General features: G+C 63.4%; 14 protein-coding genes. 8 read left to right on the top strand and 6 right to left on the bottom strand.

The annotated features are described in order from the left end of the window. Positions 1 to 14: 14 nt before the first annotated feature. Together BM059_RS04310 and BM059_RS04305 are read left to right on the top strand one after the other, a co-directional pair. On the top strand, positions 15 to 269 hold the full coding sequence (locus BM059_RS04310) for a hypothetical protein (protein WP_037005171.1): 255 nt from the start codon (positions 15 to 17) through the stop codon (positions 267 to 269). Between the two features lie 12 nt (positions 270 to 281). Next, positions 282 to 1,187 carry a LysR family transcriptional regulator gene (locus tag BM059_RS04305; protein WP_074936968.1) on the top strand — a complete coding sequence of 302 codons (906 nt, stop codon included), beginning with the start codon at positions 282 to 284 and terminating at the stop codon, positions 1,185 to 1,187. A gap of 1 nt (position 1,188) precedes the next feature. On the opposite strand, the gene BM059_RS04300 is transcribed toward BM059_RS04305, so the two are convergent. The 3 genes from BM059_RS04300 to BM059_RS04290 all read right to left on the bottom strand — a co-directional run bounded on the left by BM059_RS04300 (position 1,189) and on the right by BM059_RS04290 (position 4,419). Next, complete coding sequence (locus BM059_RS04300) at positions 1,189 to 1,845, bottom strand: TIGR04211 family SH3 domain-containing protein (RefSeq protein ID WP_074936966.1); 657 nt, start codon at positions 1,843 to 1,845, stop codon at positions 1,189 to 1,191. A gap of 231 nt (positions 1,846 to 2,076) precedes the next feature. Continuing rightward, positions 2,077 to 3,438 (bottom strand): putative bifunctional diguanylate cyclase/phosphodiesterase, encoded by a 1,362-nt coding sequence (locus tag BM059_RS04295; RefSeq protein WP_074936965.1) that lies wholly within the window; start codon positions 3,436 to 3,438, stop codon positions 2,077 to 2,079. Between the two features lie 87 nt (positions 3,439 to 3,525). Then, the gene (locus tag BM059_RS04290) at positions 3,526 to 4,419 is read right to left on the bottom strand and encodes a LysR family transcriptional regulator (protein WP_074936963.1); all 894 of its coding nucleotides are present in this window, start codon (positions 4,417 to 4,419) and stop codon (positions 3,526 to 3,528) included. A gap of 102 nt (positions 4,420 to 4,521) precedes the next feature. Here BM059_RS04290 and BM059_RS04285 point away from each other — a divergent pair, with 102 nt between their 5' ends. The 5 genes from BM059_RS04285 (at position 4,522) to BM059_RS04265 (ending at position 8,220) form a co-directional block, all read left to right on the top strand. After that, on the top strand, positions 4,522 to 5,385 hold the full coding sequence (locus BM059_RS04285) for an MBL fold metallo-hydrolase (protein WP_074936962.1): 864 nt from the start codon (positions 4,522 to 4,524) through the stop codon (positions 5,383 to 5,385). Beyond that, a complete protein-coding gene (locus BM059_RS04280; protein ID WP_074936960.1) occupies positions 5,376 to 6,074 on the top strand; it encodes an SDR family oxidoreductase in 699 nt (232 codons plus the stop codon). The genes BM059_RS04285 and BM059_RS04280 overlap by 10 nt, the downstream gene beginning before the upstream one ends. 408 nt (positions 6,075 to 6,482) lie before the next feature. Continuing rightward, positions 6,483 to 6,983, top strand: a complete 501-nt coding sequence (locus BM059_RS04275; protein WP_244154377.1) for a chalcone isomerase family protein — start codon at positions 6,483 to 6,485, stop codon at positions 6,981 to 6,983. Positions 6,984 to 6,991: 8 nt separating this feature from the next. Next, entirely contained in the window at positions 6,992 to 7,525 is a 534-nt protein-coding gene (locus BM059_RS04270; protein WP_037005189.1) for a DUF3833 domain-containing protein, read from the top strand. Then, entirely contained in the window at positions 7,522 to 8,220 is a 699-nt protein-coding gene (locus BM059_RS04265) for an SDR family NAD(P)-dependent oxidoreductase (protein ID WP_074936957.1), read from the top strand. Before BM059_RS04270 ends, BM059_RS04265 begins: the two co-directional genes overlap by 4 nt. A gap of 7 nt (positions 8,221 to 8,227) precedes the next feature. Here the strand turns inward: BM059_RS04265 and BM059_RS04260 are convergent, their stop codons facing one another. Next, positions 8,228 to 8,629, bottom strand: a complete 402-nt coding sequence (locus tag BM059_RS04260; RefSeq protein ID WP_074936955.1) for a hypothetical protein — start codon at positions 8,627 to 8,629, stop codon at positions 8,228 to 8,230. A gap of 117 nt (positions 8,630 to 8,746) precedes the next feature. Here BM059_RS04260 and BM059_RS04255 point away from each other — a divergent pair, with 117 nt between their 5' ends. Continuing rightward, positions 8,747 to 9,424 (top strand): DUF4197 domain-containing protein, encoded by a 678-nt coding sequence (locus BM059_RS04255; RefSeq protein WP_037005206.1) that lies wholly within the window; start codon positions 8,747 to 8,749, stop codon positions 9,422 to 9,424. A 56-nt stretch (positions 9,425 to 9,480) separates the two neighbouring features. Here the strand turns inward: BM059_RS04255 and BM059_RS04250 are convergent, their stop codons facing one another. Both BM059_RS04250 and BM059_RS04245 read right to left on the bottom strand, forming a co-directional pair. Further along, positions 9,481 to 10,266 (bottom strand): EAL domain-containing protein, encoded by a 786-nt coding sequence (locus BM059_RS04250; RefSeq protein WP_394327995.1) that lies wholly within the window; start codon positions 10,264 to 10,266, stop codon positions 9,481 to 9,483. A gap of 48 nt (positions 10,267 to 10,314) precedes the next feature. Next, positions 10,315 to 11,946, bottom strand: coding sequence for a methyl-accepting chemotaxis protein (locus BM059_RS04245; RefSeq protein WP_074936954.1), 1,632 nt, complete (start codon positions 11,944 to 11,946; stop codon positions 10,315 to 10,317). Positions 11,947 to 12,061: the final 115 nt, after the last annotated feature.

The following is a 12,061-nucleotide window of genomic DNA, read 5'->3' as shown; positions in this document are numbered from 1 at the left end:
GGGGAGGTGAGCGGATGCGAACCCTGATTCTGCTGCTAGTGGGCCTGGCGCTGGCCGCCCTGGCCTTGCGCTTCGCGCCGACAGCGCAGCGCACGCTGGCCGTCACGCTGTTCACCTTGCTGTGGTTGGGCGTCTGCGTGCTCAACCTGCGCACCGGACTCTCCCACGGCTATACCCTGGCCGAGGAACTGCCGATCCATGCTGTATTGTTCGGGGTTCCCGCGGCCACCGCCTGGCTCGCCTGGTGGTGGCTGCGTCGGGCAGGTTGAACGGATGGATGAATGGACAAACTCGAGCAGTACCGCGTTTTCCTGCAGATCGCCGAAATGGGCAGCTTCATCAAGGCCGCCAATGCGCTGGAGCTGCCACGCGCCTCGGTATCGGCGGCGTTGCAGCAACTGGAAAGCCAACTGGGCGTACGCCTGCTGCACCGCACCACCCGTAACGTTCGCCTGACGCCGGATGGCAGCCAGTTGCTCGAACGCATTCGTGAACTGCTGGCGCTGGCCGAAGACATCGAGCAGAGCGCACAGGGAACCAGCAGCCAGGTCAGCGGGCGCCTGAAGGTCGACGTGCCCAGCCGCATCGCCCGGCGCCTGATCGCACCGGCGCTACCGAGCCTGCTGCGCCGTCATCCACAGCTGCAGTTGGTGCTGAGTTCGACTGACCGCGCCATCGATCTGGTCAAGGAAGGGGTCGACTGCGTGCTGCGCGTCGGTACGCTCAGCGACAGCAGCCTGGCCGCCAGACCGCTGGGCAATCTGGCGCTGATCAACTGCGCCAGCCCAGCCTACCTGCGTGAACATGGCGAGCCGCAGCAAGCCGATGAGCTGGAAAACCGTCACTGGATGATCGGCTACGCCTCACCCACCAGCGGCCGCGAACTGCCCTGGGAATATGTCGACGAGAATGGCGAGCAGTGCGAACTGCGCCCAGCCAGCCGGGTGATCGTCAACAACGCCGAGAACTACATCGCCTGCTGCCTGGCCGGTCTGGGCCTGATCCAGATTCCGCGCTTCGACATCCAGCACCTGCTGGCCTCCGGTGAACTGCTGGAAGTCATGCCCCTGCAGCGCGCCACTGCCATGCCGATCGCCCTGCTCTACCCGCACCGTCGCCAGCGCTCAAGGCGCCTGGCGGTGCTGATCGAGTGGCTGGAGCAGTTGATGGCGCCGCACCTGGAATGAGTCAGACCCACTGATCACTGCGCTTGCGCTTGACCCGCAGCATGGTCGGCAGGATCAGCCCAAGCAGCAGCCCGGCACCAGCGATGGTGCCGCCGTAAGCCATGTAGCGCATCAGCACTTGCTGCTGTTCTTCACCCAGTTGCGCCTGGGCATCACGTAGCTGCGAGCGAGTGCTGGTCAGCTCGGCGTCCAGCGCGCCGCGTGCAGCCTGCAGCTCGTCGATCAGTTTCTTGCGCGTGTCGAGGGTTTCCTGCATGCCTTGTACGCGCGCCTTCCAGGCGTCATCGATGCCTTTCAGCTCGGCGGTCAGATCGGCCACCTTCTGCTCCAGTTGCGGCAGGCGTTCGGCCTGCCCAGGCACGGACTGCAGGTCACGGCTGGGAATCCATACCGTACTGCCGCTTGCGCCGCGTACCTGGCTGTAATCGCCCTGGGTGCGCAACAACTCTACCTTCTCCCCGGAAACCAGGGTGCCGACGATGCGGTAGCCGTCGGTGGGGCCACTGCGCACATAGGTGTTGAGGCTGTCGCTGACCCAACGCTGGTTGCTGGCGGCCTCTTCTGCCAATGACGGCTGAGCGCCGCCAAGCAGGCCGCCAAGCAGCAGGCAGGCACCAAGAATGCGGGGTTGGAATGGAGCATGACGAGATAAAAACATGGGGCGATCTTCACGTGGCAGTCAGACGAACCCGGAGAACGGGATGAACGATGCCGGCCACACGCACGAGCACATGCTCAAGCACGATCCAGGCAGAATTCGCGACGAAGACGCCACACTAGCGGCCAATAGCCATCCATTCCTGCCGGTACGGGCCGACAGCAGACAGACATTGGCCGCTTGCTTCGAGTTCACTCGGAGCTGGAGATGACAGATGGACGGAAACGCGAATCAGCCGTTGTGACGCTGCACGAAGGTGCAGAAATCCGCCAGCGGCATGGGCCGGCCGAGCAGATAACCCTGGAACTGACTGCAGCCGTTATCGGCCAGAAAGCGCCGCTGCGCCTCGGTTTCCACGCCTTCGGCGATCACCGTCATGCCCATGCTCTGGCCGAGGGCGATCACCGTACGCACGATGGTTTCGCTATTGGCATCACTGAGCACGTCGCAGATGAACGAACGATCGATCTTCAGCTTGCTCAACGGCAGGCGCTTGAGGTGGCTGAGCGACGAAAAACCGGTGCCGAAGTCATCCAGCGAGAAGCGCACGCCCTGTTCAACCAACGCCGTCATCTTGCGCGTGAGGTCTTCCATATCGTGGACGATCAGCGTCTCGGTCAGCTCCAGCTCCAACCGCTGCGCATCGATGCCGTGGCGCTCGATCAAACCGAGAATTTCGGCGACGAAACTGCTCTGCGAGAACTGCTTCTGGCTGATGTTCACTGCCAGCCCCAGGTCGGCGAAAAGCGGCTCATCATTCCACTGGCGCAGGCGCGCGGCCGTCTGCTCAAGCACCCACTGGCCGATGGGGATGATCAGACCGGTGTTCTCGGCGTGGTCGATGAACTCCCCCGGTGCCAGCAGCCCGCGCTGCGGATGCTGCCAGCGAATCAGCAACTCGGCGCCGATCACCCGTCCGGCAGCATTGAGTTGCGGCTGGTAATAGAGCACGAACTGCCGCTCGCGAATGGCCGCGCGCAGATCCCGATCCAGCTCCGAACGCTCGGCGGTGTCGCTCTGCAGGATGTGCAGCAGCAGGAAGAACAGCGCCATGGCGACCAGGCCCTGCATCCAGGAGCCGACGATACGTACGTCGTCGGGCAACGCGTAGAGATCGGTTGGCCGCCAGTTGGATGCTGCCAGCGCGACGAACAGCAGCAGGCTGAACATCGAGATGCCGTAACGCAGCCACAAGGGTTCGTCACGGAAGGCCATCAAGGCGCCCACGGCCACCGGCAGCAAATAGAGATGAGTGGCACGCGGCGCCGTGAGGGTCGGCGGATCGAGCAGCAGGGTCGAGGCGACCACGATGAGGATCAGCGCACTGAACAGAATCAGGTTGGCGCTACGCGCTCGGTTGCGCAGGGTCAGGGCGAACACCGCGACACCACTGAAGATGATCGTCACATCCATGACGACGATGGCCCAGTAACCTCGCGAGGCAAAGAACAGCCCCCAGAGCAGGCCCATCACCATCATGAAAGCGCTCGACAGCATACGCATGCGGCGTTCGCGACGCTGGCCAACCAGAGCCAGGTCTGCGCCGTGCCAGAGTTTGCGCACACGCCTGCCGAAGGTCGAGAGTGATGGCATGGTGAAATCCTTATCCGATCACTCTCATTCTCGAAGCTACCTGGCCGAATGCAAGTTTCCGGCGCAGCTTTTAACGGTCTGCTAATGCTACCAGTGCGCCTCGCTGGCCAGCCGTTCGGCGATAAAATCCAGCAACAGGCGCAGCGCAGGCAGCATCTGTCGGCGCGTGCCGTATAGAGCATGGATGCCCAGCTCCGCTGGCCGGTAGTCCGCTAACAGGCGTACCAGGCGCCCGTCACGCAGCAAGTGCGCCACTGAATAGAGCGGTTGCAGGCTGATACCGGCACCGGCCAGGGTCGCCTCCAGCAACACCATCGACTCGTTGGCGCTGAGACTGCCGGACACCGACACGGCGCTGACTTCGCCCTGATGCTCGAACTCCCACAGGCTACGACCGAAATAGGCATAGGCCAGGCAGTTGTGCCGCGCCAGATCCTCCGGGCGCTGCGGCGTGCCGTGCCGAGCCAGGTAATCCGGGCTGGCGCAAACCACCGAGCGACACACGGCCAGGCGCCGGGCGATCAGGTTGGGGTCAAGCTGGTTGGTGATGCGCAGCGCCAGGTCGATACGCGCCTCCACCAGGTTGACCGCTTCGCTGCCCACCAACAGGTCGACGTTGACCTGCGGGTAACGCTCAGTGAAGGCTTGCAGCGCATGCACCAGCCAGGCCTGGGCGAAGGACTGGCTGCAGGTGATACGCAGGGTGCCGCGCGGGGTGTCATCCACGCCTTGGCCGAGGGCCTGCATACGCTCGGCCAGCGCCAGCATCTCACGGCACTGCGGCAGCATCTGCTCGCCGGCAGCGGTCAGGCTCAAGCGCCGCGTACTGCGATGCAGCAGGCGCACGCCGGCCCAGCCTTCGAGTTCGGCCAGGTAGCGCGAAACCATCGCGCGTGACATCTCCAGGGCCTCGGCGGCGGCCGTCTGGCTACCCCGCTCGACCACCTCCACGAATACTCGTGCCGCCATAAGTCGATCCATGATTCGCTCGATTCACGCAACAAATATGGCCAGCTTACGGGGCTTTTCGCTCGCCTGGTAGCACATAAGATGCGCCACACCCTTACCAGTCCGGAGATCGCCATGTCCTTCGCCACCCACTTCCTCGCCGGCCTTGGCCTGCTCGCCGCGGCCAGCAGCGCCCTCGCCCAACCACTGACCCTGGACACCTACAACCCACGCGAGGCGGCGGTGTTCCCGGTCAGCTCCACCCTGATCAGCGGCGAGAAGGACGTCATCCTGGTCGATGCGCAGTTCTCCAATAGCGAAGCCAAGGCCCTGATCGAGCGTATTCGTGCCAGCGGCAAGCGCCTGACCACCATTTTCATCAGCCATGGCGACCCGGACTTCTACTTCGGCCTCGACGAACTGACCCGTGCCTACCCCGAAGCCAAAGTGCTGGCCACCCCAGCAACCGTCGCCTATATCGAGAAGACACGCGCGCCAAAGCTGGCTTATTGGGGGCCGATCCTGAAAGACAGCGCACCGGCCCGCACCCTGGTGCCCGAAGTGCTGCAAGGCAACCTGTTGGAGCTGGAAGGCCAGCGCATCGAGGTGGTCGGCCATGACCCGCAGCACACCAGCCTGTGGATCCCGAGCATCAAGGCCGTGGTCGGCGGCGTGCTGACCAGCGCCAACATCCACCTGTGGGTCGCCGACGCGCAGAGCGTCGAGGCGCGCCAACGCTGGCTGAAATCGCTGGACCAACTCGAAGCCCTGCAACCGACCACCCTGATTCCGGGCCACTACCTGGGCGAGCCGGCGATGAACCTGGCCGACCTGCACTTCACCCGCGACTATCTACTGGCTCTGGAGCAGGAACTGCCCAAGGCCCGGGACAGCCAGGCGCTGATCGCGGCGATGAAGGCACGTTACCCTCACCTGCAAGATGACAGCAGCCTGGAGCTGAGCGCCAAGGTGCTCAAAGGCGAGATGCAGTGGCCGTGAAACGTCACATTCTGATTTGCGGCGCCTCGCGCGGGCTGGGCCTCGGCCTGGTTCGCGCCTTTCTCGATGCTGGCTGGCAGGTGCACGCCGTGGTGCGTGAGCTACGCCCAGCCAGCCCACTGGATGCCCTGCGCACCCAGCATCCCGAGACACTGCAGGTGATCACCTGCGACCTCAATCGTCTCGATGCGTCCTGCAGCATCGAAGCCGCCCTGCACGGCCAGCGCCTGGACTGCGCCCTGTTCAACGCTGGGGTCTACGGTCCCAGCCACCAGGACCCACGCCAGGCTGAGGTCGACGACATCGGCCTGTTGTTCCTGGCGAATGCCGTGGCACCGGTTCGTCTTGCGCAACAGTTGGCCGGCCAGATACTCGACGGCGGCGTGATCGCCTGCATGAGTTCGCAGATGGCCAGCGTGGAACTGGCGCTCGCCGCTGACATGCCCCTGTACGGTGCCAGCAAGGCCGCCCTGAACAGCCTGCTACGCAGCTGGCAGGCGCAACTGCCTGAGCTGCCCTGGAGCCTGCTGGCCCTGCACCCCGGCTGGGTGCGTACCGACATGGGCGGAGATGCCGCGCAGCTGAGCGTCGAGCAGAGCGCCAACGGCCTGCGCGAGGTGATCACCCGGCAACTGGGCCAAAGCCAGTGCGCCTTCATCGATTACCAGGGCCAGCCGTTGCCCTGGTGAATCCCGTCCCATCCGCAGCAGCACCTGAACAGTTCAGGGTGCTGCCTTCACTGCCCCTTCATACCGCCAGCGCCGTCGAGGCAATTACGCCTGCGCTTTATCTGCACAGCAGCACATCTATACAAAATCTGTACAACCAGACAGTTTGTACATATATTGAATGACAGCACGATCTGTACAAGGCCTGTGCAACCTTGAACTACACGCCCAGTACACGACGAACCAACTGACAAGCTGCGCAATCCGGTAACGCCCATCTCCCCTTTTTGGTTGCCGGATTTTTTTATTCGAGGCCCGTCGCCGCAGGGCCAAGCACGCAACGGCTGGGCGCGGCCCTCGCCAGTCGGATCAGAGGGAACAACCATGGCAGCCCTGCTTCGACCTCTGCGCGCAGCTCTGGTGCTGCTCATGTTGCTATCCAGCTTGCCGGCGTGGGCCAACAACCAGACTGGCTGGCGTGAACAGTTGCCTCAGGCCAACCTGATCGGCAGCGGCGATTTCAGCTGGTTCGGCTTCTCGGTCTACAACGCCAAGCTGTGGAGTCCGGTAGAGCGCGTGGACTTCACCCAGCCCTTTGCCCTCGAGCTGACCTATCGGCGCACCATCAGCCGAGACACCCTGGTCGACACCAGCCTTGATGAAATCCGCCGCATCAATGGAGAGCCCCTCGACCGCGAACAGCAGAATGCTTGGGCGCAACAGATGAGCCAGGCTTTCGTCGATGTGAAGGATGGCACGCGCATCACCGGGGTCTTCCTGCCGGACGCAGGCTGCCGTTTCTACGTCGACGGCAAACTGCAGCACATCATCGACGACCCCGAGTTCGCCCGCGCTTTCTTCTCCATCTGGCTCGATCCGCAGACCCGCAGCCCGAAACTGCGCGCCGCGCTGCTTGGCCTTAACCCGTGAGGTATTCCATGAAAACCCTGTTGATTGTGCTGACCAGCCTGCTGCTGATCAGTTGCGGTCAGGTACCGGTCGAGCGTTACGCCAACGAAAAGCCGGCACTCGACCTGCCCACCTTCTTCGCCGGGCCGGTGCAGGCCTGGGGCATGTTCCAGGATCGCTCAGGTGAAGTGATCAAACGCTTTCACGTCGATATCCAGAGCCGCCGCGAGGGCGAAAAACTGATCCTCGACGAACGCTTCCTGTACAGCGATGGCACGCGCCAGCGCCGCGTCTGGACGCTGACCCCGGATGGTACCGGGCGCTGGATCGGCACCGCCGACGACGTGGTCGGCGAAGCCATCGGCGAGGTGGCCGGCAACGCCCTGCGCTGGCGCTACCACCTCAACCTGCCGGTGGATGACAGCACCTACGTCGTCTACTTCGACGACTGGATGTACCTGATGGATGACGACACCCTGATCAACCGCTCGGCCATGAGTAAGTTCGGCATCGAACTGGGTCAGGTGACGCTGTTCTTCCGCCGGGGCGCCGCTCAACCATGAGTCTGAGCAGCCTTGGCAGCGGCTACAAGGCGCTGGTCATCGGCGCCAGCGGCAGCATCGGCCAGGCCTTCTGCCAACTGCTGCGTGCCGACTCCAACTGCGCCAGCGTGCGCGAGTTGAGCCGCAGCAGCTCGCCAGCGCTCGACCTCGAGGCACCCTCCAGCATTGCCGAAGCGGCCGCAGCATTGGCCGCTGAAGGGCCTTACCAGCTGATTCTGCACAGTGCTGGGTTGCTCCACCGCGGCGGTATTGCACCGGAAAAAAGCCTGGCGGCCATCGACGCCGAGGCGCTGCAGGCAGTGTTCCAGGTCAATGCGCTGGGGCCCGCCCTGGTGCTGCGCCACTTCCTGCCGCTGCTGGACAAACAGGGCGCCATGGCCATGCTCTCGGCCAAGGTCGGCAGCATCGGCGACAACCGCCTGGGCGGTTGGTATGCCTACCGCGCCTCCAAGGCGGCGCTGAACATGTTGATCAAGACCGCAGCCATCGAGCTGGCACGCAGCAAGCCCAAGGCGCGCCTGCTCGCCCTGCATCCCGGCACGGTAATTTCACCTCTGTCACAGCCCTTTCGTGGCGCCACCGCCGCACGACCGGCCGAACAGGCGGCAGCGCAAATGCTAGGGGTGATCGATGCATTAGGGCCCGAGCACAGCGGCAGCTTTCACGCCTATGACGGACAGGCATTGCCCTGGTGAGGATCGGCTACAAGCCGCTGAACAAATCGTTAGCGTCGAGCAGACGCCAGGCGATTTCCGGCCGTTTCTCCATGGCCCGTCGGATCGCTGCCGGAATACTCTGCCGGGTCTTGCGGCACAACCCCGGATGAGCATCGAAGTGCATATGGATACCGCGCATGCTGCGTACCTCGCCGTGGCTCGGCTCGATATGCAGGCGAATGCCCAATTGCTCGAACATGCGTTTCTGCATGCGCTCGAGGTCTTCCAGGCTCTGCAGGCTCTCCAGGCGTTCGAGCAGGCGCTGCTCCTCGTTACGCGTCAGCAACAGCACGCGCGTGTCTGCGCCCGGCACGCCCAGCAACTCATCGCGCTGGCAGTCGCAGGCACCCGGAGGGCAAGAATTTCGGAGAGGAAGCGGTGAATTCATTGCGCTGATCATAGCCATAGCCGCGCGCGCTGCCCATCCACGCCCATCGGTTGGCTTGCCAGTGCGGCAGACTCCGTTAAGCTCACAGCATTTCCCCCCGATGCAAGGATGAACACCATGCTGCGCCTCACCACTCTTGCCGCTGGCCTGCTGCTTTCGGCCAACGTCTTCGCCCTGTCCCTCTCCGACCTGAGCCAGCAGGATGCCAGTGGCGGCCTGAAAGACGCGCTGATCCAGGGCGCCCAGGTGGCCGTCAAGCAACTGGGCGCGCCCGGCGGCTTCAGTAACAACCCGGACGTGCGCATCGAACTGCCCGGCAAACTCGGCAAAGCCGCCAAGACCATGAAGATGATGGGCATGGGCGCCCAGGTCGATCAGCTCGAAGCGAGCATGAACAAGGCCGCCGAGGCCGCCGTGCCGCAGGCGCAGGCGCTGCTGGTCGATGCAGTGAAGAAGATGACCGTGGCCGACGCCAAGTCGATTCTCAGTGGCCCACAGGACTCGGCTACCCAGTACCTGAACAAGAGCAGCCGCGAGCAGATTCGCGCCAAGTTCCTGCCCATCGTCAAGCAGGCCACCGACCAGGTCGGCCTGGCCCAGCAGTACAACGCCTTCGCCGGCCAGGCCGCCAGCTTCGGCGTGGTCGACGCCAAGAGCAGCACGGTGGAAAGCTACGTGACCGAACAAGCGCTGGACGGCCTGTTCGAGATGATCGCCAAGCAGGAAGAAAGCATCCGTCAGAACCCGGCCGCTGCCGCCACCAGCCTGGCGAAGAAGGTGTTCGGCGCACTCTGAAGCCTCGCCACACAAACCAAAACGCCCTGATCATCAGGGCGTTTTTCGTTGGTGCTTCAAGGTAGGCAGAGCCTGTCGACCTGTGGCCTGGCGAAGAAGAAACCCTGCATGTAGCGAATGCCCAGGCCGAGCAAGGCATCACGCTCCCCCGCACTTTCGATGCCCTCGGCGATGATGCGGATGCCCAGTCGCCGCGACACCAGCACGATGCCGGCGACGATGGCCTGACGCACGTCATCCTGGTCAATGCCACGGGTCAGGGCCATGTCCAGCTTGAGGATATGCGGCTGGAAGGTGGCCAGCAGGTTGAGGCCCGAATAGCCGGCACCGAAATCGTCGATGGCGGTGGTGAACCCCTGGCGCCCGTACTCGGCGAAGATTTGCTTGAGGTGCTCGGGGTCGTGAATCCGCTCACCCTCGGTCACCTCGAACATCAACCGCTCCTGCGGAAAGGCGAAACGCCTGGCCGCCTCCAGCGTCGCGCGAATGCAGGTTTCGGCGCGGTATACAGCATTGGGCAGGAAATTGATGCTGAGCAGGCAGTCGGGAATATCGAGCAGCCCCAGGCTCGCCGCCTGCTCGATGGCCTTGACCCGGCATGCCTGGTCGAAGCGATAGCGATTGCTGTCGTTGACCCGTCCCAGCACCTGCTGTGCCGACTCGCCATCGACGCCCCTTACCAGTGCTTCGTATGCAAACGGGCGCTGCTCCTGAACGTCGAGAATCAGTTGGAAGGCCATGGTGAAGTCGAACCCCAGCGCTGGGCTGTCGCGACACTCGCGACAGCCCAGAGGGCGAAAGGGTTGCGGAAAGTCACTGCGGCTCGCGGTATCGATCAGCATTTCACTCTCCTCGTTCAGGCATGTGTAGTCCAGCGTGTTCAGCGTGAGTCAAAAACGGAAGAACGCGACGTTCTTGTCCAGCGATACAGCCAGCTGTTGCAGGTCGTGCGCCGTTCGCGAGGTATCGCTGACCGCCTCGCTGTTTTCCATCGACATCTGCGCGATACGCTCGACATTGCGTGCCACGTCCTGGCTGGCGACGGTCTGTTCGCGCAGGGCCAGAGAAATCTGATCGACCACGCCAACGACGCGCTCGGAGGCTGCACGGATGCTGACGATGGCATTGCCCGCCTGGCCAGCCTGCACCAGGCCACCGTTGACCTGCTGCACGCCGACTTCCATGTTGCTCACCGCGTTGCGCGTGCCGGTCTGGATCTTCTTGATCATCTCGGTGATCTCCTGGGTGGAGTTGGCCGTGCGCTGCGCCAGCAGGCGTACCTCGTCGGCCACCACGGCGAAACCACGCCCCTGCTCACCAGCCCGTGCCGCCTCGATGGCTGCGTTGAGGGCCAGCAGGTTGGTCTGGTCAGCGATTTCCTTGATCACGTTGACGATGGAAGAGATTTGATCAGAGTGCTGACCCAGCTCGGCGATCTGTGTGGCCGCGCCCTGCACCGTATCGGCAATACGCTGCATGCTACCCAGCGTCTCCTGGATCACCGCACCGCCGTCGGCCGACTGCCGTCCGGATTCACTGGAAAGGCCATGCGCCTCGTTGGCGTTGTCTGCCACGTGGTTGATGCTCACGGTCAGCTCCTCGACCGTGGCCGCCATGCTCGACGCAGCCTGTGATTGCTCCTGCGCGGAAACCGACAGCTGGCTCGACGCGCTGGAAATGCTCTGCGCCGAGGCCACCAGTTGTCCGGCACCGGCGCGAATCTGGCCGATCATGTCGCGCAGGCGATCCTGCATGGTGGCGAAGGCATCGAGCAGCACACTGATTTCATCGCGCCCGCTACGCTCGATCCTCGAGTCGAGACGGCCTTCGGCAATACTGCGCGCGACCTCGACCGCCTGCTGCAAGCGTCCGGCGATGCTACGCGACATGGCGAATGCCACGCCGATGGACAGCACGGTGGCGAGCAAACCGCCCAGCAGCAGGATGCTCAGTGACATCGATTTGGCGCCGTTCATGGCATCGGTACGCTGTTCGAGCAACACCCTTTCATCCTGCTGCACAGCGTCCAGCAGCTGCCGCATGGTGTCCATCTTCACCTTGTCCCGCCCGGCGGCAATCAGCTCGACGAGCGCATCCAGGCTCTTCGTCCCACTCGACACCTGGCGGCGCAGTTCGACGCTGTCGTTGATGTCCTCACGTAGCCACTGATCGTGCAAACCCTGCAGCTGCTCAAGGCGACGCTGCTGAGCCGGGTTATCAGCGGTCAGTTGACGCAACTGCGTCAGGTGCCGCTGGAAGCTGCCCTCGCCCTCGGTCAGCGGCACGAGAAACTGCTCACGCCCGGTGATGACGAAGCCGCGCATACCGGTCTCGATGTTGACCAGGCTGGTCAGCAAAGAGGCCGATTCGTTGATCACGGTGTAGGTATGGATGTTCTTTTTCACCGTGCTGTCGACCTGGTCGAACCCCCGCCAGGTGGACAGTACCAGGCCGACGATGACCAGCAGGACAACACCGAAACCCGCATACAGCTTCTGGGACATGCTGAGATTGGCAAACATGCAGAACCTCTGGATTCAGAAAATGGGGGCGCACAAAAACAGCGCCCACCTGGGACGGGGCTGGACAACGAGAACGCTGAAGCAAGAGAAGACAGGCCACGTGTGGTGGCACGGA

Source organism: Ectopseudomonas composti (assembly GCF_900115475.1).
GTDB classification, from domain to species: domain Bacteria; phylum Pseudomonadota; class Gammaproteobacteria; order Pseudomonadales; family Pseudomonadaceae; genus Aquipseudomonas; species Aquipseudomonas composti.
The sequence above is the reverse complement of the archived record's forward strand: the minus strand, read 5'-3'. Positions and strand labels throughout refer to the sequence as shown.

Excerpts from the sequence above, each read along its gene's own strand:
- BM059_RS04305 (WP_074936968.1), top strand. The coding sequence starts at position 282 with ATGGACAAACTCGAGCAGTACCGCGTTTTCCTGCAGATCGCCGAAATG.
- BM059_RS04250 (WP_394327995.1), bottom strand. The coding sequence starts at position 10,266 with ATGCTGATCGATACCGCGAGCCGCAGTGACTTTCCGCAACCCTTTCGC.
- BM059_RS04255 (WP_037005206.1), top strand. The coding sequence starts at position 8,747 with ATGCTGCGCCTCACCACTCTTGCCGCTGGCCTGCTGCTTTCGGCCAAC.
- BM059_RS04270 (WP_037005189.1), top strand. The coding sequence starts at position 6,992 with ATGAAAACCCTGTTGATTGTGCTGACCAGCCTGCTGCTGATCAGTTGC.
- BM059_RS04310 (WP_037005171.1), top strand. The coding sequence starts at position 15 with ATGCGAACCCTGATTCTGCTGCTAGTGGGCCTGGCGCTGGCCGCCCTG.
- BM059_RS04290 (WP_074936963.1), bottom strand. The coding sequence starts at position 4,419 with ATGGATCGACTTATGGCGGCACGAGTATTCGTGGAGGTGGTCGAGCGG.
- BM059_RS04295 (WP_074936965.1), bottom strand. The coding sequence starts at position 3,438 with ATGCCATCACTCTCGACCTTCGGCAGGCGTGTGCGCAAACTCTGGCAC.
- BM059_RS04300 (WP_074936966.1), bottom strand. The coding sequence starts at position 1,845 with ATGTTTTTATCTCGTCATGCTCCATTCCAACCCCGCATTCTTGGTGCC.
- BM059_RS04245 (WP_074936954.1), bottom strand. The coding sequence starts at position 11,946 with ATGTTTGCCAATCTCAGCATGTCCCAGAAGCTGTATGCGGGTTTCGGT.
- BM059_RS04285 (WP_074936962.1), top strand. The coding sequence starts at position 4,522 with ATGTCCTTCGCCACCCACTTCCTCGCCGGCCTTGGCCTGCTCGCCGCG.
- BM059_RS04275 (WP_244154377.1), top strand. The coding sequence starts at position 6,483 with ATGTTGCTATCCAGCTTGCCGGCGTGGGCCAACAACCAGACTGGCTGG.
- BM059_RS04265 (WP_074936957.1), top strand. The coding sequence starts at position 7,522 with ATGAGTCTGAGCAGCCTTGGCAGCGGCTACAAGGCGCTGGTCATCGGC.
- BM059_RS04260 (WP_074936955.1), bottom strand. The coding sequence starts at position 8,629 with ATGAATTCACCGCTTCCTCTCCGAAATTCTTGCCCTCCGGGTGCCTGC.